27 protein-coding genes are annotated in these 23,647 nt (G+C 66.0%); 20 read left to right on the top strand and 7 right to left on the bottom strand.

Annotated elements, in window-relative coordinates; all coding sequences use genetic code 11:
* Positions 1 to 28: 28 nt before the first annotated feature.
* The 6 genes from AB1A62_RS08255 to fsa form a co-directional block, all read right to left on the bottom strand.
* Positions 29 to 739 carry a phosphatidylcholine synthase gene (locus tag AB1A62_RS08255; RefSeq protein WP_366661034.1) on the bottom strand — a complete coding sequence of 237 codons (711 nt, stop codon included), beginning with the start codon at positions 737 to 739 and terminating at the stop codon, positions 29 to 31.
* Between the two features lie 39 nt (positions 740 to 778).
* Entirely contained in the window at positions 779 to 985 is a 207-nt protein-coding gene (locus AB1A62_RS08250; protein ID WP_366661033.1) for a hypothetical protein, read from the bottom strand.
* A 114-nt stretch (positions 986 to 1,099) separates the two neighbouring features.
* The gene (locus tag AB1A62_RS08245; protein WP_366661032.1) at positions 1,100 to 1,327 is read right to left on the bottom strand and encodes a GDCCVxC domain-containing (seleno)protein; all 228 of its coding nucleotides are present in this window, start codon (positions 1,325 to 1,327) and stop codon (positions 1,100 to 1,102) included.
* 50 nt (positions 1,328 to 1,377) lie between these two features.
* On the bottom strand, positions 1,378 to 2,298 hold the full coding sequence (locus AB1A62_RS08240; RefSeq protein WP_366661031.1) for a tyrosine recombinase XerC: 921 nt from the start codon (positions 2,296 to 2,298) through the stop codon (positions 1,378 to 1,380).
* Complete coding sequence (locus AB1A62_RS08235; protein WP_366661030.1) at positions 2,295 to 2,993, bottom strand: DUF484 family protein; 699 nt, start codon at positions 2,991 to 2,993, stop codon at positions 2,295 to 2,297. The genes AB1A62_RS08240 and AB1A62_RS08235 overlap by 4 nt, the downstream gene beginning before the upstream one ends.
* A gap of 371 nt (positions 2,994 to 3,364) precedes the next feature.
* Entirely contained in the window at positions 3,365 to 4,018 is a 654-nt protein-coding gene (gene fsa, locus AB1A62_RS08230; RefSeq protein ID WP_222482264.1) for a fructose-6-phosphate aldolase, read from the bottom strand.
* Between the two features lie 81 nt (positions 4,019 to 4,099).
* Between fsa and AB1A62_RS08225 the strand changes: the two genes are divergently transcribed.
* From AB1A62_RS08225 to AB1A62_RS08210, 4 genes are all read left to right on the top strand, one after another.
* Positions 4,100 to 6,295 (top strand): primosomal protein N', encoded by a 2,196-nt coding sequence (locus tag AB1A62_RS08225; RefSeq protein ID WP_366661029.1) that lies wholly within the window; start codon positions 4,100 to 4,102, stop codon positions 6,293 to 6,295.
* Between the two features lie 204 nt (positions 6,296 to 6,499).
* Positions 6,500 to 7,735: an MFS transporter gene (locus AB1A62_RS08220; RefSeq protein ID WP_366661028.1), complete on the top strand. Its 1,236-nt coding sequence runs from the start codon at positions 6,500 to 6,502 to the stop codon at positions 7,733 to 7,735.
* Between the two features lie 141 nt (positions 7,736 to 7,876).
* The gene (locus tag AB1A62_RS08215) at positions 7,877 to 8,749 is read left to right on the top strand and encodes a 50S ribosomal protein L11 methyltransferase (RefSeq protein ID WP_366661027.1); all 873 of its coding nucleotides are present in this window, start codon (positions 7,877 to 7,879) and stop codon (positions 8,747 to 8,749) included.
* 103 nt (positions 8,750 to 8,852) lie between these two features.
* Positions 8,853 to 9,197 (top strand): hypothetical protein, encoded by a 345-nt coding sequence (locus AB1A62_RS08210; protein ID WP_366661026.1) that lies wholly within the window; start codon positions 8,853 to 8,855, stop codon positions 9,195 to 9,197.
* Between the two features lie 178 nt (positions 9,198 to 9,375).
* On the opposite strand, the gene AB1A62_RS08205 is transcribed toward AB1A62_RS08210, so the two are convergent.
* Entirely contained in the window at positions 9,376 to 9,594 is a 219-nt protein-coding gene (locus AB1A62_RS08205) for a DUF1127 domain-containing protein (protein WP_366661025.1), read from the bottom strand.
* A 326-nt stretch (positions 9,595 to 9,920) separates the two neighbouring features.
* Here AB1A62_RS08205 and ruvC point away from each other — a divergent pair, with 326 nt between their 5' ends.
* The 16 genes from ruvC to AB1A62_RS08125 all read left to right on the top strand — a co-directional run.
* Positions 9,921 to 10,418, top strand: coding sequence for a crossover junction endodeoxyribonuclease RuvC (ruvC, locus tag AB1A62_RS08200; RefSeq protein ID WP_366661024.1), 498 nt, complete (start codon positions 9,921 to 9,923; stop codon positions 10,416 to 10,418).
* 13 nt (positions 10,419 to 10,431) lie between these two features.
* The gene (ruvA, locus tag AB1A62_RS08195) at positions 10,432 to 11,121 is read left to right on the top strand and encodes a Holliday junction branch migration protein RuvA (RefSeq protein ID WP_366661023.1); all 690 of its coding nucleotides are present in this window, start codon (positions 10,432 to 10,434) and stop codon (positions 11,119 to 11,121) included.
* Between the two features lie 143 nt (positions 11,122 to 11,264).
* Positions 11,265 to 12,284 (top strand): Holliday junction branch migration DNA helicase RuvB, encoded by a 1,020-nt coding sequence (gene ruvB, locus AB1A62_RS08190; protein WP_174147629.1) that lies wholly within the window; start codon positions 11,265 to 11,267, stop codon positions 12,282 to 12,284.
* Positions 12,285 to 12,487: 203 nt separating this feature from the next.
* A complete protein-coding gene (locus AB1A62_RS08185; RefSeq protein ID WP_366661022.1) occupies positions 12,488 to 13,153 on the top strand; it encodes a hypothetical protein in 666 nt (221 codons plus the stop codon).
* Positions 13,153 to 13,695 (top strand): RNA 2',3'-cyclic phosphodiesterase, encoded by a 543-nt coding sequence (thpR, locus tag AB1A62_RS08180; protein WP_366661021.1) that lies wholly within the window; start codon positions 13,153 to 13,155, stop codon positions 13,693 to 13,695. The genes AB1A62_RS08185 and thpR overlap by 1 nt, the downstream gene beginning before the upstream one ends.
* Positions 13,696 to 13,756: 61 nt before the next feature.
* The gene (gene ybgC / locus AB1A62_RS08175; RefSeq protein ID WP_366661020.1) at positions 13,757 to 14,140 is read left to right on the top strand and encodes a tol-pal system-associated acyl-CoA thioesterase; all 384 of its coding nucleotides are present in this window, start codon (positions 13,757 to 13,759) and stop codon (positions 14,138 to 14,140) included.
* A 106-nt stretch (positions 14,141 to 14,246) separates the two neighbouring features.
* The gene (tolQ, locus tag AB1A62_RS08170) at positions 14,247 to 14,942 is read left to right on the top strand and encodes a protein TolQ (protein WP_222505316.1); all 696 of its coding nucleotides are present in this window, start codon (positions 14,247 to 14,249) and stop codon (positions 14,940 to 14,942) included.
* A 4-nt stretch (positions 14,943 to 14,946) separates the two neighbouring features.
* A complete protein-coding gene (gene tolR / locus AB1A62_RS08165; protein ID WP_366661019.1) occupies positions 14,947 to 15,432 on the top strand; it encodes a protein TolR in 486 nt (161 codons plus the stop codon).
* Positions 15,433 to 15,447: 15 nt separating this feature from the next.
* Entirely contained in the window at positions 15,448 to 16,578 is a 1,131-nt protein-coding gene (locus AB1A62_RS08160; protein WP_366661018.1) for an energy transducer TonB, read from the top strand.
* Complete coding sequence (tolB, locus tag AB1A62_RS08155) at positions 16,575 to 17,900, top strand: Tol-Pal system beta propeller repeat protein TolB (RefSeq protein WP_366661017.1); 1,326 nt, start codon at positions 16,575 to 16,577, stop codon at positions 17,898 to 17,900. Before AB1A62_RS08160 ends, tolB begins: the two co-directional genes overlap by 4 nt.
* Before the next feature lie 92 nt (positions 17,901 to 17,992).
* Complete coding sequence (gene pal / locus AB1A62_RS08150) at positions 17,993 to 18,496, top strand: peptidoglycan-associated lipoprotein Pal (RefSeq protein WP_366661016.1); 504 nt, start codon at positions 17,993 to 17,995, stop codon at positions 18,494 to 18,496.
* A gap of 4 nt (positions 18,497 to 18,500) precedes the next feature.
* Positions 18,501 to 19,355 (top strand): tol-pal system protein YbgF, encoded by an 855-nt coding sequence (gene ybgF / locus AB1A62_RS08145; RefSeq protein ID WP_366661015.1) that lies wholly within the window; start codon positions 18,501 to 18,503, stop codon positions 19,353 to 19,355.
* Positions 19,352 to 20,605 (top strand): tRNA lysidine(34) synthetase TilS, encoded by a 1,254-nt coding sequence (tilS, locus tag AB1A62_RS08140; protein WP_366661014.1) that lies wholly within the window; start codon positions 19,352 to 19,354, stop codon positions 20,603 to 20,605. Before ybgF ends, tilS begins: the two co-directional genes overlap by 4 nt.
* A 78-nt stretch (positions 20,606 to 20,683) precedes the next feature.
* Complete coding sequence (gene ftsH, locus AB1A62_RS08135) at positions 20,684 to 22,597, top strand: ATP-dependent zinc metalloprotease FtsH (RefSeq protein WP_366661013.1); 1,914 nt, start codon at positions 20,684 to 20,686, stop codon at positions 22,595 to 22,597.
* 162 nt (positions 22,598 to 22,759) lie between these two features.
* Entirely contained in the window at positions 22,760 to 23,335 is a 576-nt protein-coding gene (locus AB1A62_RS08130) for a sulfurase (RefSeq protein ID WP_366661012.1), read from the top strand.
* Between the two features lie 188 nt (positions 23,336 to 23,523).
* Positions 23,524 to 23,647, top strand: a 124-nt coding sequence (locus tag AB1A62_RS08125; protein ID WP_366661221.1) for a formate--tetrahydrofolate ligase, incomplete at its 3' end; no start/stop codon positions are given.

Raw genomic sequence — 23,647 nt, 5'->3', positions numbered from 1 at the left:
CGGGACGGCCCCCTTGGGCCGGCAGGCATCAAGCCGTGGAAGATCTGCGCTGCCGTTCCGGCACAATCTGCTGCGCGATGCCGACAAACAGCAGGTAGACCGATGTCACCACCAGCCCCCAATGGGCCCAGCTGGCCGGGTGGAAATCAACCCAGGCGGCCCAGCCGGCAAAGAAGGTCCAGGCCAGCGCCATCGGCAGCGACACCTTGCGCCAGCGCACGGTGCGCACCGGGTGGATGAATTTCAGCGGCAGGAACATGGCGATGGACAGCAATGTGACCAGCACCAGGCTGGTCCAATGGCTGGGCTCCAGTGCAAAGATCACCAGCACCGGCATGTTCCAGACCCCGGGATAGCCGGAAAAGGAGTTGTCCTTGGTCTTCATCCGGGTGTCGGCGTAATACATTGCGCTGCCGAAAGTGATCACGATGATGGCAAACCAGCCGGTCCAGCCCGCCATCAGCCCCGACTGGAACAGGGCAAAGGCGGGGATGAAGACATAGGTCAGGTAGTCGATGATCAGGTCCAGCAGCACCCCGTCGAATTCCGGCGAGTAGCGCTTGACGTGGTAATGCCGCGCCAGCGGGCCGTCGATGCCGTCCACGGCAAAGGCCACCACCAGCCACAGGAACATCAGGCTCCATTTGCCTTCGGCGGCGGCCAGCATGGCCAGCATGGCAAAGACGGCGCCGGTAGCGGTGAGCAGGTGGACGGAGAGAGCGCGGATCTGAGGTGTCATTCGACCGTGATGGCGAATTTGCCCCGGACCCGCAACCGTTCAGTGCAGAATTGGGCGGAATTCCGTACCTGCCGACAGCTGAATGCGGGCCATGCGGCGGCCGTGCGGTGCCGGGTCGGTGATATCGGGCGAGGAAAACGGGGGGAGCGCGGGCATGTCGCGCTGCCACGGGTGCACATCAGGCGGCAGTGCAGGGGCGGCAGGGGCGCCATCGGCAAACAAAACGGCAAAGCCGGCAGGGGTCATGGCAGAATCCTTTCTGGATTGGTTTCCGCCATCTGGCCATCAGCGCCTTAACAGCGGCTTTCCCGCCGCCGTAAAAAATAGCGTGCATTTTATTCAACCTGAAGAGCCGGCCTTTCAGCCGCAGCAGCAGTCCCCCATTTGCACCGGAGGGCAGGGGACAGTTCCGTAAGAGCAGAAAACGCAGCAATCGCCGGGTTTCGGCCGCAGCAGGGTGCGGCAGGCCGGGCATTCGTAAAACCACTGGCAGGCGTCCTGCGGCATCTCCTCCGCCGTTTCATGGCCGCAGCCGGGGCAGGTCAGGACGCTGGTCAGAACCGCTTGCGCGGTTGGTTCGTCAGGCATGGGCAGGCCTCCCTGCTGACAGCAAAGGACGGCACGCGGCCCGGGTCAAGTCACGCTTTCGGATGGGCCTTGTTGTAAACCTCCAGCAGATGGGTTGTGTCCACTGCGGTATAGGCCTGGGTGGTCGACAGAGAGGCGTGGCCCAAAAGCTCCTGGATGGCGCGCAGATCGCCGCCTGCCTCCAGCAGATGGGTGGCGAAGCTGTGGCGCAGCGCATGCGGGGTGGCGGTGGCCGGCAGGCCCAGCTGGGCGCGGGTCTTGGCCATCACCCCCTGGATCTGGCGCGGGTTCAGCGCCCCGCCGCGGACGCCGCGGAACAGCGGCGCCGCCGGTTCCTGCGGATGCGGACAAAGGGACAGATACCGTTCCACCGCATCGCGGGCGGCAGGCAATACCGGCACCACCCGCTCCTTCTTGCCCTTGCCAAGGATGCGCAGAACCGGCGGCAGCGGCGCGTCGGCGCCCGTGAGCCCCAGCGCTTCGGAAATCCTGAGCCCGCAGCCATACAGCAGTGTCACCACTGCCACATCGCGGGCGGCCACCCAGTCCTGCTGTGATTGCAGCTCGACGGTTTCCAGAACCGCCTTGGCGGCCTCCGGCGCCAGCGGGCGCGGCAGCTTCTTTTGAAACTTGGGGGAGCGTGCCAGCAGCACCGCAGCCGGCTCAAACCCTTCGCGCTCCGCCAGCCAGCGGTAGAAATTCTTGACCGCCGACAGCTTGCGCGCCAGCGACCTGGCGCCGGTGCCGGAGTTGCGCTCAGACGCCATCCAGGCCCGCATGTCCGAGGTGGTGATCCGCGCCAGCGCGCCCAGCCCCTGCGGTCCGCCGCTGTGCTGCATCATGAAGGCCAGGAAGGCGGTGACGTCGCCGCGGTAGGCTGTCAGCGTGTTGGCGGAGGCATCCTCCAGCCCGCCCAAGCGCTCCAGCCACAGCTGCAGCGCATCACGGGAGGCGGGGGAGATCAGGGTCATGACAGCCAGTAGCGCATTGAACGTTCGAAGACGCCGCCGAAGAAGGCCAGAAGATCGGTGCCCTGCATCGGCGAGAACTGATGCGGGTCCTCGGAGCCCATCACCAGCATGCCAGGCAGGCGGCCTTCGCCCAGGTCCAGCATCAGGCAAGCCTCGGAGCGGATCCACTCAGCCTTCATCCCATAGACCCGCGGGCTGCCGCCCTGGGTCTGGCGCAGGGTGACGGGCCGCTCGCTGCCGGGCTGGCCGGCATAGCTTTCGGTGAATCCGGGACCTGCCAGCTTCAGCGCGCCGGACTTGCGCTCCACCTCGGCGCCGCCGGGCTGCGAGGTCTCCAGCACCAGCGCCAGCGCATGCACACGCAGGATCTCCGGCATGTCCTGCTCCAGGCAGGCGAGGAAGGCGGTGAAGTCCTGCGGCTCCAGCAGCCGCAGCACGGCGCGGTGGATCAGGTTGGTTCCGGCCAGGTTGTCATAGGCCGCGGCGATCACCGAGCGGTGGGTGTCCTCCAGCCGGTCCAGCCGCGCCGCCATCCGCTCCATCGCGATGCCGCGCAGGTCGACGACGTTGGAGCCCATCGCCCGCTCATTGGCGGCGACCAGGGCGTTCATCAGGTGCTGGTCCTCCAGCACGGCATCGGGTTTGGCGAGGATCGCCTCGCGCAGCTGGTCTTCCAAATTGGCTGAACTGCTCATGCGTGAAACTCTTCCGGCTCCGGACCTCTGACGGGTTTGGTTCCGTGTATAACACGGGATTTGCGCAATGCTGCGGAAAAATGCTGGCGTTGCGGAAATTGCCGCGCGGGGGAGGCTCCCGCCCGTCGCGGTGCATTGAAATGCCCGCTCCCGTTGGGCCGGGCGCCGGGCGAATGCCCGGCGCCGCGGCGCACAAGCGCCGCAGCAGCGCGCCGAAGGCGCGCTGCCGGGCCCAAGCCGCTCGATGCGGCCCGGCGGCAGCCGGGGTGCCTGGCGGCGCGGGAGCGCTTGGTCCGCAGCAGTCCGCGTCCGCAAAGAAAAAGGCGCCCGGATCAGGGGCGCCTTCTGCGGTCTTCTCGGGGCACGCGGGATCAGAGGATCTTGATCTCAGCCGCCTTGATGTCGGCCAGGAAGGCGTCCAGGCCCTTGTCGGTCAGCGGGTGGTTCACCATCGCCTTGATGACGGCCGGCGGCGCGGTGATCACGTCGGCGCCGATGCGGGCCGAATCCAGCACGTGGTTCACAGAGCGGATAGAGGCCGCCAGGATCTGGGTCTCGAAGCCATAGTTGTCATAGATGGTGCGGATGTCCTCGATCAGCTCCATGCCGTCCAGGTTGATGTCGTCCAGACGCCCGATGAACGGGGAGATGAAGGTCGCGCCCGCCTTGGCCGCCAGCAGCGCCTGGTTGGCGGAGAAGCACAGGGTCACGTTCACCATGTGGCCGTCGTCAGTCAGGGTTTTACAGGCTTTCAGGCCGTCCCAGGTCAGCGGCACCTTGACCGCGATGTTCTCGGCGATCTCCACCAGCTTGCGGCCTTCGGCGATCATGGTCTCGGCGTCGGTGGCGGTCACTTCCGCCGACACCGGGCCGTCGACCAGATCGCAGATCTCCTTGGTGACCTCGATGATGTCGCGGCCGGATTTCTTGATCAGCGACGGGTTGGTGGTGACACCGTCCACCATGCCCAGATCGTTCAGCTCGGCAATCGCGTCGATCTCGGCGGTATCTACGAAGAATTTCATGGGGCAGTCCTTTGGATGGGTTGGCCTCGGTTGCCACAGCCTTTACCTCATGGATATACGGGCGGCAACATGGGCAGCGGCATGAGCGGGCAGGAGTTCTTTCAGGCAGGCGAACGGGTCGGGGTGCTGACCACGCAACCCCTTGACCGGCTGCTGGATTACCGCGCGCCGGAGGGCGGCTGTTACCTGGGCGCCTATGTCGAGGTGCCCTTGGGGCCGCGCAAGGTGCTGGGCGTGGTCTGGGGGCCGGGCGCGGGTGATTTCGATTCGGCCAAGCTGCGCGCGGTGATCCGGGTGCTGGACGTGGCGCCGATGCGGACCGAGATGCGCCAGTTCCTTGGCAAGGCCGCTGATTACACCCTGACCCCGATGCCCGCGATGCTGCGTCTGGCCACCCGCGCGCCGGGGCTTTCCGATCCGCCTTCGATGCGCAAGATCCTGCGCCGGGGCGACGGTGTGCCGGACCGGATGACCGACGCCCGCACCCGCGTGCTGGAAGTGCTGGAGGAATTCGGCGGCCTCGCCTTCACGCCCAAGGAGCTTGCCGATATGGCGGATGTGACGCCGTCGGTGGTGAAGGGGCTGGTCAAGCAGGGCGCCCTCCGCGAGGAGGAGGCGCCGCGCGACACGCCTTATCCGATTCTCGACCCGGAACTGCCCTCCAAGCAGCTGACGGAGGATCAGGCCAGGGCTGCAGCCGTGCTGGCGGAAGGCGTCCACAGCGGGCGCTATGGCACCACGCTGCTGAAAGGCGTCACCGGTTCCGGCAAGACAGAGGTCTATCTGGAAGCCGTCGCCGCCGCCCTGCGCTCCGGGCGGCAAGCGCTGGTGCTGCTGCCCGAGATTGCCCTGACTGCCGAATTCCTCACCCGTGTCGAAGCCCGGTTCGGTGCCAAACCGGCTGAATGGCACTCCGGCGCCACGATGACGGAACGCCGCCGGGTCTGGAAAATGGTCGGGCAGGGCGCGGCGCAGCTGGTGATCGGCGCCCGTTCCGCGCTGTTTCTGCCGTTCCGCGACCTCGGGCTGATCATCGTCGATGAGGAGCACGACACTTCCTACAAGCAGGAGGACGGGGTTCTTTATAACGCCCGCGACATGGCGGTGCTGCGCGCGGCGATGTGCTCGGCGCAGGTGGTGCTGGCCTCCGCCACGCCGAGCCTCGAGACCTGGGCCAATGCCGAGGCGGGCAAGTACAACCGGCTGGACCTCACCTCCCGCTTCGGCGCCTCGGTTCTGCCGGACATGCGTGCGGTGGATATGCGCAGCGAAGACCTGCTGCCCTCCACCTGGATCTCGCCTACCCTGAAACAGGCCATGAAACTTCGCCTGGAACGCGGCGAGCAGTCACTCCTGTTCCTGAACCGGCGCGGCTTTGCCCCGGTCACCATCTGCCGCGCCTGCGGCGCACAGGTGGCCTGCGACCATTGCGACGCGCGGATGGTGGAGCACCGCTTCATGAAACGGCTGATGTGCCACCAGTGCGGCGAGACCAAGCCGGTGCCAGAGGCCTGCCCCTCCTGCGAGGTGGAGGGCAAGATGGCCCCCGTCGGCCCCGGCATCGAGCGGCTGGCCGAAGAGGCCATGGGGCTGTTCCCAGAGGCGCGCATCGCGGTGCTCAGCTCCGACCTGTTCGGCTCCGCCCGCGCGCTGAAGCAGCGGATCGAGGAAATCGCCGCGGGCGAGGCCGACATCATCCTCGGCACCCAGCTGGTCGCCAAGGGCCACAACTTCCCGCTGCTGACGCTGGTGGGCGTGATCGACGCCGACCTCGGGCTGCAAGGCTCCGACCTGCGCGCGGCAGAACGGACCTTTCAGCTGATGCGCCAAGTGGCCGGCCGGGCAGGGCGCGCCGAACGTCCGGGCGAGGCGTTGATGCAGACTTTCCAGCCGGAGCATCCGGTAATCCGCGCGATCCTGTCAGGGGATGAGGAAAGCTTCTGGAAGGCCGAAGCCGCCGAGCGCCAGGCAGCCGGGGTGCCGCCTTACGGAAGGATGGCCGGGATCATCCTGTCGGGGCCGGATCTGGCGGCGGTCTTTGACCTCGGCAATGCGATGGCCCGCAACGACGGCCCGCTGCGCCAGATCGGCGCCCAGCTGTTCGGCCCCGCACCCGCCCCGATTGCCCGGGTTCGCGGCCGCCACCGGGTGCGTCTGCTGGTCAAGGCGCCGAAAGGCGTGCCGCTGCAGGAGGCGCTGGCCCGCTGGACCGCGCCGCTGCGGCTGAAGGGAGATTTGCGCCTCAGCATCGACATCGACCCTCAGAGCTTTTTCTGAGACCGGGCAGGGGGCGCTGCCCCCGGCCTGCGGCCTCCCCCGGGGTATTTCTTACCAGAAAGAAACGGCCTTCCTCTTGCCGGAAATATCCCGGAGCGCGCGGCAGAGCCTCGCTTGATGTCCTCTGCGCGCTGGTGCGGAGCTTAATGTGCAGGCGGGTTTTCCCCCTCGCCAGACCGGCGGAACAGGCGTAAACCCTTGCTCATGTTCAAACCGATGCCCCTTTCCGAGGCCCAGGGCCTCCCGTTCTGGCGCCGCCCGGTGACGCTTCTGTTCCTGATGGCGCTGGCGATGCCCATTGCCTTCAACACCTGGAGCGCGCTGCTCAACAACTTCGTGATCGAAGCCGCCAATTTCGACGGCGCCGACATTGGTCTGTTGCACACGGTGCGCGAAATCCCCGGATTCCTGGCTGTCGGCGTGATCGCCGTCATCCTGTTCGTGCGTGAGCAGGTGCTGGGGCTGATCTCGCTGGTGCTGCTGGGTGTGGCCACCGCAGTTACCGCCTGGTTCCCGTCGCTCGGCGGCCTGCTGATGGTGACGCTGCTCAGCTCGATCGGTTTCCACTATTACGAGACGGTGAACCAGTCGCTGCAGCTGCAGTGGCTGCCCAAGGACCGCGCGCCGCAGACGCTGGGCTGGCTGGTGGCAGCCGGGTCGGCGGCGACGCTGGTGGTCTACGGGCTGATCGTGCTGACCTGGGAAAGCCTGGGCCTTTCCTACAACACCGTGTTCCTGGCCGCAGGCGGGCTGACTGCTGCCATCGCCCTGTTTGCGCTGCTGGCCTATCCGCAGTTCGACGCCCCGCATCCGCAGACCAAGAAGCTGATCCTGCGCAAGCGCTACTGGCTGTATTACGCGCTGCAGTTCATGGCCGGTGCCCGGCGGCAGATTTTCGTGGTCTTCGCTGGCTTCATGATGGTCGAGAAATTCGGCTTCGAAGTGCATGAGCTGACCGGGCTTTACCTGATCAACCTGGTGATCAACATGACCGTGGCGCCGGTGCTGGGCAAAGCTGTGGCAGCCTTTGGCGAGCGCCGCACGCTGATTTTCGAATACGCAGGCCTGGCCATCGTCTTTGCGGCCTATGGCGGCATCTACTGGTTCGGCTGGGGCGTCGCGATTGCCGCAGTGCTTTATATCGTCGACCATGTGCTGTTTGCCCTGGCGCTGGCGCTCAAGACCTATTTCCAGAAGATCGCCGACCCGGGCGACATCGCCCCTACCGCCGCTGTGGCCTTTACCATCAACCATATCGCCGCGGTGTTCCTGCCGGTGCTGCTGGGCCTCCTCTGGGTTTACGAGCCGGGTCTGGTATTTGCCCTGGCAGCCGCAATGGCGCTGGTGTCGCTGTCCCTGTCGCTGCTGATCCCGCGCCACCCGGAACCCGGCAACGAAACCATCTTCAGCAAATACGCCCGCCCCGCACCGGCTGAATGACCCTTCCGTCCCGCTAAGGGGGGGCGGAGCGCCCGCGCACAGGGTGAGCGCGGGCGCTGCCTGGCTTGCAGCCAGGCTGGGGTGCTTGACGCGGGAGGCGCGGCGGCCTAGGCGCTTGGCAACAGTTTCAGGAGCGACGCCATGCCCACATTCACCGCCCTTACAACCCTTTCCGCAAAAGCCCAGGCCGAAGCGCTGGGTGAAGCCATGGAGCGGCTCATCCCGGAACCCACCGGCATCGGCGTGTTCGAGATGGAAGACGGCTCCGGCCTGTGGGAAGTGGGCGGCTATTTCACCGAAGCCCCCGATCAGGCAGGCCTCGCGCTGCTGGCCGCGATGCATGAGGCCAAGCCCTTTGTGGTCTCCGAGGTGCCGGAAACCGACTGGGTCGCCCATGTGCGCCGCGAACTGGCCCCGGTTGAGGCCGGCCGCTTCTTCGTCTACGGCTCCCATGACGCGGACAAGGTCCCGGCGGACAAGATCCCGCTGCTGATCGAGGCGGCAATGGCCTTTGGCACCGGCCACCATGGCACCACGCTCGGCTGCCTCAAGGCGCTGGACCATCTGCTGGACCAGGGCTTCAGCGGCGAGAAGGTGGCCGATATCGGCTGCGGCACCGCGGTGCTGGCAATGGCCGCCGCCCGGGTCTGGGACGGCGCCATCCTGGCCAGCGACATCGACGAGGTGGCGGTCGAAGTGGCCGAGGCCAACCTCAAGGCCAACGGCATGGAGGGCCAGGTCACTTGCCTGGAGGCGGCCGGTTTCGACAACCCGGACCTGCAGGCGCAGGCGCCCTACGACCTGATCTTTGCCAACATCCTGAAGGGGCCGCTGGTGGCCCTGGCCCCCGATCTGACCGCGAATCTGCGTCCCGGCGGTTATGCGATTCTCTCCGGAATCCTGAACGAGCAGGCCGATGATGTGGTCAGCGTTTATGCACAGAACGGCGCCAATCCGGAGCGCCAGGACGAAATTGGTGAATGGACAACGTTACTTCTCCGTAAAGCGGGCTGATTGAAGCAAGTTTGTGTCAAATTTAAATGGCTTGCCCCAATTTCGCCCCATTTTTAGCCAATCATGGGCCATCCGCTGGTGGGGGCCAGTTCGGAGACTAGTGATGGGCGAACATCGTGATCAGTTCCAGTCGCGTTTGAAGCATATCAACCGCAAACATACCGCAATGTCCGAAGGCTTTTCCGCGAAGATGAGGCCGGACGGGCTGCTGGTGATTCAGCCGCGCCGGGTGCAGTCCCGGATCTCGGCCCGCACCGTGGTGTTCTTTGCCGCGGCGTTTCTGCTGTTCAAGGGCTTCCTGATGGCAGCGCTGGGGTTTGGCAGTTATGACGAACGGGTCAGGGCGCTGGCAGAGGGCAGCGTTATTGAGCGCGCCGGTGCCTTCGTCATGCAGGCTGACCCTGCCTCCGTTTACGTCGCCCAGAAAATCGGACCGGTGCTGCGCTGACCGCAGCGCCGTCCGGGAAGAAACAGTGAAAGGCCGCTGCCCGGGGGGTGCAGCGGCCTTTTCCATGCCCGCCGCCGGCAATGCCGCCCGGGCAATAAAAAACGCCGCGGCCTGTTCAGGTCCGCGGCGTTTCCCCATTCGCCCCGAGGGAGGAGGCAGGGCGGAATTCAGGGGTGTCTCAGAAGACGGTTTTGCCGGTGGCCACGCCTTCGATGTCACCGCGGCACATGCCGATGTCGGCCAGCTCGCGGTCGGACAGGCCGTTCAGCGCGTTGCGGGTTGCGCGGGCGTCGCTCCAAGCGGCGAATGCGCCGGCGGCAGTGGCGAACAGATCGCCGAAACGGCCAAACAGGCCGGTGGAACCATAGGTGGTGCGGGTGGTATCAAATGCGGCCATATCCGTGTCCTCTGATTAGCTGTTAGCATCCGTCGCGTCATTGCGATGGCGGGCATCTAGTGGCGGAAAACCGGCGCAGCAAGGCATGAAATTGCATGTGTCATATGCGCTGCGTGCATAGCTGTTTGCCTTGTAAATAAGGGGGTTGCGGCCGCGGCCCGAACCGGAGCGAAAATGTCGCTCACGCCTCAGAAAAGGGTCGCTTCCAGGCCTCAATTGCGGCGGTTCCAGCTGCCGGCGGCTGTGAAAGCAATTGGACATGTTCGCCTTTTGTGCTAACCGTGAAAAAAATAATTCTGAACCAGCGGGCAGGGACCGGGCACATCATGCGGATTTTGGGAATTGATCCGGGGTTGCGGAACCTTGGATGGGGCGTGATCGAATCGCGCGGCACCCGGCTGAGCCATGTTGCCAATGGTGTCTGCACCTCTGACGGCGACGATCTGGGCGAGCGGCTTTTGTCGCTTCACAATCAGGTCTCCGAGATCATCGAAGAGTTCGCACCGGACCAGGCGGCGATCGAACAGACCTTCGTGAACAAGGACGGCGCCGGCACGCTGAAGCTGGGCCAGGCGCGCGGCGTGGCGCTCTTGACGCTGGCCAAGGCGGGGCTGGTGGTGGGCGAATACGCCCCGAACCGGGTCAAGAAAACGGTGGTGGGCGTTGGTCACGCCGAGAAGGAGCAGATCATTCACATGGTCAAGCTGCAGCTGCCGGGCTGCCTGCCGAAAAACGCCGATGCGGCGGATGCGCTGGCGATTGCCATCTGCCATGCCTATTACGGGGGCACGCAGCAGCGGCAGCTGAGGGAGAAACGCGCATGATGGGCCTGCTGGCATGATTGGGAAACTGACGGGCCGCCTCGACTACCGGGCGCAGGACCACGTGCTGATCGACGTGCGCGGTGTCGGCTATATCGTCTATTGCTCCGACCGCACCATGGCGGCGCTGCCGGGCGTGGGGGAGGCCATCGCGCTTTATACCGACATGGTGGTGCGCGAGGACCTGATGCAGCTCTATGGCTTCACTTCGCTGGTGGAGAAGGAATGGCACCGGCTTCTGACCTCTGTGCAGGGGGTTGGGGCCAAGGTGTCGCTGGCCATTCTCGGCGCGCTGGGGCCGGACGGGGTGAGCCGCGCGATTGCGCTCGGCGACTGGGCCACGGTCAAGGCCGCCAAAGGTGTCGGCCCCAAGACCGCGCAGCGCATCGTGCTGGACCTCAAGGACAAGGCGCCCGGGGTGATGGCGATGGGCGGCACCGTAGTGGATGCGATGGACGGGCCGGGGCTGGAGGTGGTGGAGGATGCCGAACCTGCGCCGGCCGCCAAACCGGCCCGCAAGGCACCGCCCAAGAAACCCAGCGGTGCGGCGGCGGCCTCTGCCGGGGCGCTGTCGGCCTTGGGCAATCTGGGCTATGGTCCCTCGGATGCCGCTGCAGCGGTGGCAGAGGCGGCCGCCACCTATCCGGATGCGGATGAGCCGGAGCTGATCCGCGCCGCCCTGCGGCTGCTGGCGCCGAAGGGGTGATCAGACAATGGCTTTGAAGCACAAAGGGCAGCGCCCGGCCGCGGGCGGAAAGCGAAGCGCCCGCCCGGGGGGGCGGACGGGCGCTGCCCGGCCTATCGGCCAGGCGGTTCATCTGAATGATAGCTTGAGGCGGAGTGACGCTGATGATTGACGCCGATCCCGCTCTCCGTCCCGAACCCTTGCCCGAGGACAACGACCGCGCCCTGCGCCCGCAGGGCCTTGGTGAATTCATCGGCCAGGCTGAAGCCCGCGCCAACCTGCGCGTCTTCATCGAATCCGCCCGCCGCCGCGGCGAGGCGATGGACCACACGCTGTTCCATGGGCCTCCCGGCCTCGGCAAGACCACGCTCGCCCAGATCGTTGCCCGCGAGCTGGGCGTGAATTTCCGCATGACCTCCGGCCCGGTTCTGGCCAAGGCGGGCGATCTGGCGGCGATCCTCACCAACCTCGAAGCCCGCGACGTGCTGTTCATCGATGAGATCCACCGGCTGAACCCGGCGGTGGAGGAAGTGCTGTACCCGGCGATGGAGGACTTTGAACTCGACCTGGTGATCGGCGAGGGGCCGGCAGCGCGCACCGTGCGGATCGAGCTGCAGCCCTTTACCCTGGTCGGTGCCACCACCCGCATGGGCTTGCTCACAACGCCGCTGCGCGACCGCTTCGGCATCCCGACCCGGCTGCAGTTCTACACCATCGACGAGCTGTTCGAGATCGTCAGCCGCAATGCCCGCAAGCTGGGCGCGCCGGCCGATGATGCCGGCGCCCGCGAAATCGCGCGGCGCGCAAGGGGCACCCCCAGGATCGCCGGGCGGCTCCTGCGCCGCGTGGTGGACTTCGCGGTGGTCGAGGGCGATGGAACCATCACCCGGGAACTGGCCGACGGCGCCCTGACGCGGCTGGGGGTGGACCAGCTGGGGCTGGACGGCGCCGACCGGCGCTATCTGAAGCTGATTGCCGAGAATTACGGCGGCGGGCCGGTGGGGATCGAGACGATTTCGGCAGCCCTCAGTGAGAGCCGCGACGCGCTGGAGGAGGTGATCGAGCCTTACCTGCTGCAGCAGGGGCTGATCCAGCGCACGCCGCGCGGGCGGATGCTGGCGCAAAAGGCCTGGACCCATCTGGGAATGGCGCCGCCGCGCAGCCAGAACGACCTGTTCGGGTAAAACCGGCGAGCACCACTATAAGTTGCGGCAGAGATCCTGACCTATTGGTTGATGCTGATGAAACGCAGTGCCGCACACGCGGCGCTCGGCCCAAGGCTGGTTGCGGCGGCCTGGCGCAGCCAGGAGGCCGGACAGGCGCGGGAGCCCCCCTTGCCGCCGCGCGGCGCAGGCGGCATAGACGGGGCAGGATCAAGGAGACGCCAATGACCGCCCAGCTGCCAAACCTGACGCCGGAGCAGATCGAAGCCCTGTTCACCCGCAATGACGGTTCTTATGCCTTTGCCCGCTGGGGGCGGCCGGTGGCGCCGATCGTGTTCGGGGTGCAGGATGAGACCCTGAAAACCATCAAAGGCGCTCTGGAGGCGGTGATGACGCTGGCGGGCCACCAGATGGCGGAGACCGATCCGGAGCTGGGATCGAACCTGATGTTCTTCTTCTTCCGCGACTGGGACGAGCTGCTGGAGGTGCCGGACCTGGACCGGCTGATCCCGGGGCTGGCGCCTCTTGTCGCCCGGCTGAAGGAGGCGGACGCCAGCCAGTACCGCGCGTTCCGCTTTGACGATCAGGGCGGCATCAAGGCGGCTTTTGTGTTCCTGCGGATGAAGGGCGCAATGGCGCAGATGCCGGCCGAGACGCTGGCGCTGACCCAGGCGGTGCAGGTGGCGCTGATGTGGGGCGATAGGGCCTTTGCCGAGGCCTCGCCGCTGGCGGTGCTGCCGGAGACCGGCGCCACCATCCTGCGGCCGGAAATCGCCGGGGTGATTGCGGCTGCCTATGACCGGATGATGCCGGTTGCGGCCGAGGGTAAATCCCACGCGCTGCGCCTATTCGCGCGGCTGCAGGCGCCGGCGGAACCGCCGCAGTCCTGATGCGGTCCTTCGTCGGCCTGCCGCTGCCCGATGCAGCCCTGGATGCGCTGGAACATGTGCAGGAGGGTCTGACTGCGGGGCGGCACGTCCCGGCCGGGAACATGCACCTGACGCTGGCCTTTCTGGATGACCAGCCGGAGGCCGTGCTGCAGGCGCTGCACCAGGTGCTGGCGGAGATCAGCGCGCCGCCTGTGCGGCTGACCTTCCGCGGGCTGGACACCTATGGCGGCAAGCTGCCGCGGGTGCTGGCGGCGGAGGTGCAGAAGACGCCGGAGCTGAGCCGTCTGCGCGACCGTGTCCGCGCTGCCTGCCGGTCTGCCGGGATTGAGCTGTCCCGCGAACGGTTCCGGCCGCATGTGACCCTCGGGCGTTTTCCCCGGCATCTGGAGGCGGGGCAGGTGGAAAAAATCGCGCGGTACCTGGCGGAGGCATCGGGTTTCCGGCTGGAGTGCGAAGCGGAGAGTCTCGCGCTGTACCAGTCGACGCTGGCGCCGGATGGGGCGCGTTACGATGTTCTGGCGGAGTATCGGCTGGAAGGGTGAGCCGCTTGCAGCGGTCTGGCGCCGCCCCTAGGGTTCGCGGGCAAAGGCAGGAGAGCAGGCAATGAACCACCAATTCCCCGTCCGGGTCTATTACGAAGACACCGACATGGGCGGGATCGTCTATCACGCCAATTACCTGCGGTTCATCGAGCGCGCCCGCAGCGACTGGGTGCGCGGCATCGGGGTGGATCAGAACGCCATGCGCGAGGGCGGGCTGATCTACGTGGTGCGCCGGATCGAGGCGGACTACCTGGCGCCTGCCAAGTTCGACGAGGAGCTGCTGGTCACCACCTCCATGCACTCTGTCACCCCGGCCCGGATGGTGCTGATTCAGGAGGTCACCCGCGATGGCCAGCCGCTGTTCCGCGCCCAGGTCACCATCGTCTGCATCACCACGGGCGGCAAACCGGCCCGGCTGCCGGCAGAGATTCGCGCATTGCGGTAACATTTGGCGCTGAACCGCCTGTTTTGTTGGCCTTTGCCATTGAACTGCGCTAGCGTCTTGCCAAATAAGGCCGGATAAACGGCCGGGACATCTATAGAGCAGGCTAATGGAAGCAGAAACTCTGGCGCTGGCGCAGGAGATTGATTTCTCCATGTGGGGCCTTTTCGCGCGGGCCACCGTGACCGTGAAACTGGTGATGCTGATGCTGGTGGGGGCCTCGATCTGGTCCTGGGCGATCATCATCCAGAAAACCATCAACTACCGTCTTGCCCGCAAGGAAGCGGATGCCTTTGACCGCGCGTTCTGGTCCGGCAATCCGCTGGATGAGCTGTTCGAGCGGCTGGGGTCTGAGCCGTCGGGCCAAGCGGCGCGGATCTTCTCTGCCGGCATGAGCGAGTGGCGCCGCAGCCACCGCAGCGACGGCGGGCTGATCCCCGGCGCGCAGGCGCGCATCGACCGTTCTATGGATGTGGCGATCGCCAAGGAGACCGAAGGCCTGCAGGGCGGGCTGTCGGTGCTGGCGACCGTTGGCTCCACCGCGCCTTTCGTGGGCCTGTTCGGCACCGTCTGGGGCATCATGACCGCCTTCATCGAGATTGCGGAACAGCAGAACACCAACCTGGCCGTGGTGGCGCCGGGTATTGCCGAGGCGCTGATGGCAACCGGCCTGGGCCTGCTGGCGGCAATTCCGGCGGTGGTTTTCTACAACAAGCTGAGCGCGGACAGCGACCGCATCATCGGCGGCTACGAGGCCTTTGCCGATGAGTTCGCCACCATTCTCAGCCGCCAGCTGGATTCCTGAGGCCATGGGTGCCGCAGTCCAGCAGCCTTCGGGAGGCGGCGACCGCCGCCGGGGCCGCCGCCGCCGCCGCGGCCGGCCGATGTCGGAAATCAACGTGACGCCCTTTGTAGACGTCATGCTGGTGCTGCTGATCATCTTCATGGTGGCGGCGCCGCTGATGACCGTGGGCGTGCCGGTGGAATTGCCCAAGACCGCAGCCGGCGCCTTGCCGGGCGATGAGGAAGAGCCGCTGACCGTCACCATGACCGCCGAGGGCGGGGTAGAGATCCAGACCACGCCGGTGGCGCGCGACGAGCTGGTGCCCAAGCTGCGGGCGATTGCGGCAGAGCGGAGTTCGGACCGGGTGTTCCTGCGCGCTGACGGCAAGATCGCCTATGCCGACGTGATGCAAGTGATGGGCGCGCTGAATGCGGGCGGTTTTTCCAACGTGGGGCTGGTCACCGACACAGGCGGCCCGGCGCTGGACGGGCGGCAGGGCGCAGGGCAATAGGCGGGGACGCGGACGGTGCAGACCGGAACCAGGATCTCACTTGCCGGGCACGGATTGCTGATGGGATGGGTTGTCTTTGGCGCCTGGTTCCCGTCCGAACCCTTGCCGTCCAACGTGCAGCAGGTGGCGCTGATCTCCTCCGAGCAGTTCGAGAAGCTGAGCCAGCAGCGTGAGGCGCCGCAGGTGGCGCCTGAACCTGCGCCGTTGAATGAGCCCGCCGAGGTGCAGCCCGCACCGGAGCCTGCCCCGCAACCGGACCCGGAGCCGGAGATCACCCGGCCTGAGCCTGTTAAACCGGCCGAGCCGGATCCGCAGGTGACCGAGCTGCCGGAGCCGCAGCCCGAACCCGAGGTGCCGATTGAGCTGCCGTCTGCCGCGGAAGAGCCGGATGTGGCTTCGCTGGTGCCGCAGCTGCGTCCCGAAACCGCGCCGCGTCCGGTTGACCGGGTGGCGCCGGAACCCGTTGCGCCGCCGGAGCCGGACACGAAGATCGATGACATCGTCCAGCCCGAGGTCGCGCCGGAGGAAGGTGCAGAGACCGAGCAGGACGTGCAGGAAGCCACCGCGCGCGAGGCGGCCAATGACCGGATCGTGACCGAGGAGAACGAGGGCGAGGATGTCGCAGCCTCTGCTGCGCCGGCCGTGTCGAAACGGCCCAAGACCCGGCCCGCCCGGCCCCAGCCGGAACCGCAGGTGACCGAAGCAGCCCAGCCCGCCGAACCGGCAGAAACGCAGCAGGCGGACGCTGCCGATGCGGTTGCCGATGCGCTGGCCGAGGCGCTGGCAGGCGGCGCCGATGTGGAGGCGCCGGAACCCTCCGGCCCGCCGCTGACGCTGGGCGAAAAGGACGCGCTGCGGGTCGAGGTCTCGCGCTGCTGGAACGTCGGCTCCCTGTCCACCGATGCGTTGAAGACCACTGTGGTTGTTAGCGTATCGCTGTCTCAGGACGGCACCCCGGACACCGGGTCGATCCGGATGCTGTCCAGCACCGGCGGATCCTCCACGGCGGCAAAACAGGCTTATGAGGCGGCCCGGCGGGCGATTATCCGCTGCGGGTCCTCAGGCTTTCAGCTTCCCCCTGAAAAATATTCGCAATGGCGCGATATTGAGATGACATTCAATCCCGAAAGGATGCGGATCAAATGAGGAAAATACTGGCAGCCCTTCTGATCGGTGCCGCAGCAGCGGCAGGCGCAGGCGCGGCCATGGCTCAGGATGGCCCGCTTCGCATCGAGATCGACCAGGGCGTGATCGAGCCCTTGCCCTATGCGGTGCCGGATTTCGTGCCGGAAACTCCGGTAGCGGCGGAATATGCCGCGCAGATCGCGCGGGTGATTGCGGCGGATCTGAGCGGCACCGGCCTGTTCCGGGAAGTGCCGGCCAGCGCCCATATTTCCAAGATCACGGGGTTCGACAACCCGGTGAAATACGCCGACTGGAAAGCGGTGAATGCGCAGGCGCTGGTTACCGGCGCGGTCAGCGTCAACGGCAACCAGCTGACGGTGCGCTTCCGCGGCCATGACGTGTTTGCCGAAAAGGAGCTGGGCACGGGGCTGCAGTTCAACGGCACCACCGACGGCTGGCGGCGGATGGCGCATAAGGTGGCGGATGCGATCTACAGCCGGATCACCGGCGAAAGCGGCTATTTCGACAGCCGTGTGGTCTATGTCTCCGAAAGCGGCCCCAAGAACGACCGCCGCAAGCGGCTGGCGGTGATGGACTACGACGGCGCCAATGTGCAGTACCTGACCAACAGCGCCTCCATCGTCCTGGCGCCGCGGTTCTCGCCCACCGGCGACCGGGTGCTTTACACCAGTTATGAGAGCGGCTTTCCGCAGATCCATGTGCTGGACGTGGGCCAGGTGCAGCGCAAGGTGCTGTCCAGCGGTGACGGCACCATGAGCTTTGCGCCGCGGTTCGCGCCGGACGGGCGCACGATTGTCTACTCGCAGACCCAGGGCGGCAACACCGACCTGTTCTCGATGGATATCAACACAGGCGCCAAGACCCGGCTGACCTCGGCCCCCTCGATCGAAACCGCGCCGTCGTTCTCGCCGGACGGCAGCCAGATCGTGTTCGAAAGCGACCGCTCCGGCAGCCAGCAGCTCTATGTGATGCCGGCAGGCGGCGGCGAGGCGCGGCGGATCAGTTTCGGGCAGGGGCGCTACGGCACGCCCGTGTGGTCGCCGCGCGGCGACATGATCGCCTTTACCAAGCAGAACAAGGGCCGGTTCCACATCGGCGTGATGCGCACTGACGGCAGCGAGGAGCGGCTGTTGACCGCCTCCTTCCTGGATGAGGGTCCGACCTGGGCGCCCAACGGAAGGGTGATCATGTTCACCCGCGAAAGCCAGGGCAGCGCCGGGCGGGCACTGCTGTATTCGGTGGACATCACCGGGCGGAACCTGAAACCTGTGAAAACGCCGGACGGGGCCTCTGACCCGGCCTGGTCGCCATTGCAGAATTAATTGAATCGATAAGGCGGGGATACCCGCATGGAACCTGATCCGGGCATATGTTAACTTCCGGGCAAGAAACGCAAAAGGAATAGGCAGACGACATGAGCGGTTTGAAAATGGCAATTGCGGCTGTTGCCGTCCTGGGCCTTGCGGCCTGCAGCAACAACCGGTGGGATGACACGGCCAACGGCGGTGCCGGCGCAGGCGGCGGCGCGGGGGCAGGGGCCTTGGATCCGGCAAGCCCGGCCTATTTCCAGCAGACCGTCGGCGACCGGGTGCTGTTTGCAGTGGACCAGTCCAACCTGTCGCCCGAAGCGCAGGGTATCCTGCAGGGCCAGGCGCGCTGGCTGACCCAGAACGCCGATTACGTCGTCACCATCGAAGGCCATGCCGATGAGCAGGGCACCCGCGAATACAACCTGGCCCTGGGCGCCCGCCGCGCCAATGCTGCGCGGGAATACCTGATCTCGCAAGGCGTTGCAGGCCACCGCCTGAAAGTCGTCAGCTTTGGCAAGGAGCGCCCGCTGGAGATCTGCTCGGAAGAAGCCTGCTACGCCAAGAACCGCCGTGCGGTCACCGTGCTGGCCGGCGGGCTGACGGGGTAAGGTCATGAAACGCCTGCGCACCGTTCTTCTGGCCTCCGTGATGCTGCTGCCGCTGCCGCTGGCGGCGCAGGACCAGCAGACGCTGGCGGACATCCGTCAGGAGCTGACCGTTCTGCACGTTGAAATCCAGCGGCTGAAGCGGGAGATGTCGACGACAGGTGCGCCTTCGGCGGATGTGTCGGGGGACACGGTTCTGGACCGGGTCGCCGCGATTGAGAGCGAACTGCAGCGGCTGACGCTGCAGACCGAAGAGATGAACCACCGGATCGACCGGATTGTCACCGATGGCACTAACCGGATCGGCGACCTGGAGTTCCGCCTGGTGGAACTGGAAGGCGGCGATGTCGGCGCGCTGAAGGAAACCACCACGCTGGGCGGAGGCGAGCTGCCCTCTGCCGTCGGCACCGGGGCATTGCCCGCTGCGGACGGGACCGGCGCAGCGGCCGCTGGTGGCGAAACCGCGGGCGGTGAGCTGGCCATCGGCGAGCAGGCGGATTTCGATGCCGCTGAAAAACTGCTGGCCGAGGGTCTGTATCAGGACGCGGCGGAGAAATTCGCTGCTTTCAATCAGGCCTATCCGGGCAGCCCGCTGGCCCCGGCCGCCGAATTCAGCCGCGGCAAGGCGCTGGACGGGCTGGGCGATACCCGCGAAGCGGCGCGGGCCTATCTGGCGGCTTTCACCGGCAATTCCGCGGGGCCGGTGGCACCCAAGGCGCTCTTTGAGCTTGGCGCGGCGCTGGGCCGGCTGGGCCAGACCGATCAGGCCTGTGTAACGCTGTCTGAGGTCGGGGTGCGTTTCCCCGGCGTTGCGCAGGAGGCCGAGGCCACCGCGGAAATGGCCAAGCTGGGCTGTTCTTGACGGGGCTCCGGCGGGATATCCTGGGGCTGCTGCGCGGGCAGTTCCAGCCTGCTATGACTGGCAAGCTCGGCATTGCCGTTTCTGGTGGCAGCGATTCGATGGCACTGCTGCACCTGATGCAGGAAGCCTTCGAAGGCGGGCCGGTTAAGCTTTTGGCGGCGACGGTGGACCACGGGCTGCGGCCGGAATCGGCGGCGGAGGCCGAATGGGCCGGCCAGGCTGCTGCCGCGCTCGGCATCCCCCATGAGGTGATCCGCTGGGAGGAAGGCCCCGGCAAGGGAAACCTGCAAGGCCAGGCCCGCAAGGCGCGATATGATCTGCTGTGCAGCTGGGCCAAGCGCAACGGAATCTCCACCCTTTGTGTTGCGCATACCGCGGATGATCAGGCGGAAACGCTGCTGATGCGGATGGCGCGCGCGGCCGGCGTCTCCGGCCTGTCGGGGATGCCGCCGCGCCGCGTGCACAAGGGCGTCACCCTGCTGCGGCCGCTGCTGGAGGTGACCCGCAGCGAGCTGCGCCAGTATCTGCAGGAACGCGGCATCGAATGGTGCGAAGACCCCAGCAACAGCGATTTGCGGTACGAACGGGTGCGCGCGCGGCGCGCGCTGGCGGAACTGTCACCGCTGGGGCTGACGCCGACGGTGCTGTCCCGGGTTGCCGGCAACATGAACAAGGCACGCGAGGCGCTGGACTGGTATGTGTTCCTGGCCGCCCGCGACCTGGCCCATGTGCAGGCCGGCGCCGTGGTCCTGTGCCAGCGCAAGTTCCGCACCCTGCCCGGCGAGACCGGCTACCGCCTGCTGGTGAAGGCGATTCAATGGGTGGCCGGCACCCCGTACCCGCCGCGCCGGGTGCCGATGGAAATCGCGGTCCTGGCGGCGCGCGGCGGCGGCGCAGCGACTGTGTCGGGCTGCCATCTGCTGACGACCTCGAAACAGATCTGGATCTGCCGCGAAGCCAAGGCGGTCGAGGGCGTCAAGGCGCTTCCCGGCCAGGTCTGGGATGGCAGGTGGAAGGTTTTCGGCGGCGACGCAAAGGGTTGCGAAGTGCGCGCGCTGGGGCGCGACGGGTTGTTTCATTGCCCGTCCTGGCGGGCTACCGGGGTGCCCGGCACCGTTCTGGAGTCCACCCCGGCGGTGTGGCGCGGGCCCGAGCTGACGGCTGCGCCGGTAGCCGGACTGGGCAATGGATGGTCGGCGGAACCGGTCGCAAACGAAGAAGAGTTCTTTGCATCCCTTTTATCGCATTGAACCTGCCCGAATGATCCTTATTTTAAGCACAACGCAGGCGGCCTGAGTGGTGCGCCTAACTGATAGGGAGAACTTTCCTTGGGCAACGCTCGCAATATCGCCTTTTGGGTTGTTCTGTTTCTGCTGATTCTGGCGCTGTTCAATCTGTTCAGCGGTTCCGGCAGCACGATGCAGAGCCGTGAACGCACTTTCTCGGACTTCGTCAGCTCGGTGGAGACCGGCAAGGTCAGCCGTGTCGTCCTGGACGGGGAGCAGGTGCGCTACACGACCTCGGACGGCCAAAACTATGTGACCATCAAGCCGGCCGATGCCGAAGTCACCGCTCTTCTGATCGAGAAGAACATCCCGGTGCAGGCTGAAAAGCAGCAGCAGTCAGGCTTCCAGTCCTTCCTGATCACGCTGCTGCCCTTCCTGCTGCTGATCGGCGTCTGGATCTATTTCATGAACCGGATGCAGGGCGGCGGCAAAGGCGGCGCCATGGGGTTCGGCAAGTCCAAGGCCAAGATGCTGACCGAAAAGCACGGCCGCGTCACCTTTGACGATGTCGCTGGCATCGACGAGGCCAAGGAGGAGCTCGAGGAGATTGTCGAATTCCTGCGCAACCCGCAGAAGTTCTCGCGCCTGGGCGGCAAGATCCCCAAAGGCGCATTGCTGGTCGGTCCTCCGGGCACCGGTAAGACGCTGTTGGCCCGCGCCATCGCAGGCGAGGCCGGGGTGCCGTTCTTCACCATCTCTGGCTCCGACTTTGTAGAGATGTTCGTCGGCGTCGGCGCCTCCCGTGTGCGCGACATGTTCGAGCAGGCCAAGAAAAACGCGCCCTGCATCGTCTTCATCGACGAGATTGACGCCGTGGGCCGCCACCGCGGCGCCGGCTATGGCGGCGGCAATGACGAGCGCGAGCAGACCCTGAACCAGCTGCTGGTGGAAATGGACGGCTTCGAGGCCAACGAGGGCGTCATCATCCTGGCTGCCACCAACCGCAAGGACGTGCTGGACCCGGCGCTGCTGCGCCCCGGCCGCTTTGACCGCAACGTGACCGTCGGCAACCCCGACATCAAGGGCCGCGAGAAGATCCTGGCGGTGCACGCCCGCAAAACCCCGCTGGGCCCGGATGTCGACCTGCGCATCATCGCCCGCGGCACCCCGGGTTTCTCCGGTGCCGATCTCGCCAACCTGGTCAATGAGGCCGCCTTGATGGCTGCCCGTGTCGGCCGCCGCTTTGTCACCATGGAGGATTTCGAATCGGCCAAGGACAAGGTGATGATGGGGGCTGAGCGCCGTTCGATGGTGCTGACCCAGGACCAGAAGGAAAAGACCGCCTATCACGAGGCCGGCCACGCTGTCGTCGGCCTGGAACTGCCGCTGTGCGATCCTGTTTACAAGGCCACGATCATCCCGCGCGGCGGCGCGCTGGGCATGGTTGTCAGCCTGCCGGAAATGGACCGTCTGAACTACCACCGCGATGAGTGCCAGCAGAAACTGGCGATGACCATGGCGGGCAAGGCAGCCGAAGTCATCAAATACGGCGAGGACCACGTCTCCAACGGCCCGGCCGGCGACATCCAGCAGGCCAGCCAGCTGGCCCGTGCCATGGTGCTGCGCTGGGGCATGTCGGACAAAGTCGGCAACATCGACTATGCCGAAGCCCACGAAGGCTACTCTGGCAATACCGCCGGTTTCTCGGTGTCGGCCCATACCAAGGAGCTGATTGAGGAAGAAGTGAAACGCTTCATCCAGCAGGGCTATGAAAAGGCGCTGGAGATCCTCAAGGCGAAGAACGAGGAATGGGAGCGGCTGGCGCAGGGCCTTCTGGAATACGAAACCCTGACCGGTGACGAGATCAAGCGGGTGATGAACGGCGAGCCGCCGCAGGCCGGCGACGACGAGGATGACAGCGAGGATCAGGGCAATGCTTCGGTCACCGCGATCCCCAAGGCAAAGCCCAAGAAATCCCCGCCGGAAGGCGGCATGGAGCCTGAGCCTTCCGCCTGATACCCCAAGGCTTTGACCCCCGGATGCCGCTGGCCTCCGGGGGTTTTCATTTCCAGCACTGAACTGCGAAACCACAAAAAAGCATCGCGGCACCACTGGTGCCACCCCGCACCGCCTGTATGCTCGCCGGAACGTCAAAGGGATAAGCGAGGGAGAGCTGGCATGCCGGTGCTGCGGAAAACGGACTATACGGGCAAAATTACCTGGCTTGGCCATGTGCCGGCCGGCATCGGCCTGCAGGCGGTGCCATCGGACCAGTTGGACCTGGGATTTGCCGGGATTGCCGGCGAGCGCCATGAGGGCGAAAACCGTGCCTCCTGCGTGCGGGTGCGCAACCTCCATCCCGAGGGCACCGAAATCCGCAATGTGCGCCAGTTGACCATCCTGTCGGAAGAGGAACTGGCGCTGATCGCCGCGGACATGGGGATGGAGAGTGTCGACCCAGCGCATCTTGGCGCCACAATCGTGGTGCGCGGCATCCCGGATTTCACCTTCGTGCCGCCGTCCTCGCGGCTGCAGGGGCCGGACGGGGTGACGCTGACGGTGGACATGGAAAACCGCCCCTGCGTGCTGCCGGGCCGGGAGATCGAGAAGGATCACGCGGGCTTCGGCGCCCGCTTCAAGCCGGCCGCACAGAATCGCCGGGGAATCACCGCTTGGGTGGAACGGCCCGGAACCCTGTCGCTGGGCGATGAATTCGCGCTCTTTGTGCCCGATCAGCGCGTCTGGGCGCCCTAAGCGCCCACTTTCAGAGAATTGCGTTTCCTTTAAGGAACTCTGGAGGGGGCTGCGCAGGAAGCCACGCCGCATCAAGGCGTGATAATGTCGGAAATCACGCGCGTTTTTTGCCGCATTTTGGCTAAGTCTACGGCCAAACCGGCATTCCCGTGCCGGCGATTGTATGCAAACTCAGCAGGAACCTCGCCATGAGCTACAAGAGTGACATCGAGATTGCGCGTGAAGCGCAGAAGAAGCCGATCCAGGAGATTGGCGCGAAGATCGGGATTTCCAATGACGATCTGCTGCCCTACGGCCACGACAAGGCGAAGG

It is taken from the genome of Leisingera sp. JC11, from assembly GCF_040704725.1.
In the GTDB taxonomy this organism is placed as follows: domain Bacteria; phylum Pseudomonadota; class Alphaproteobacteria; order Rhodobacterales; family Rhodobacteraceae; genus Leisingera.
This window is presented reverse-complemented; position numbering and strand designations above follow the sequence as displayed.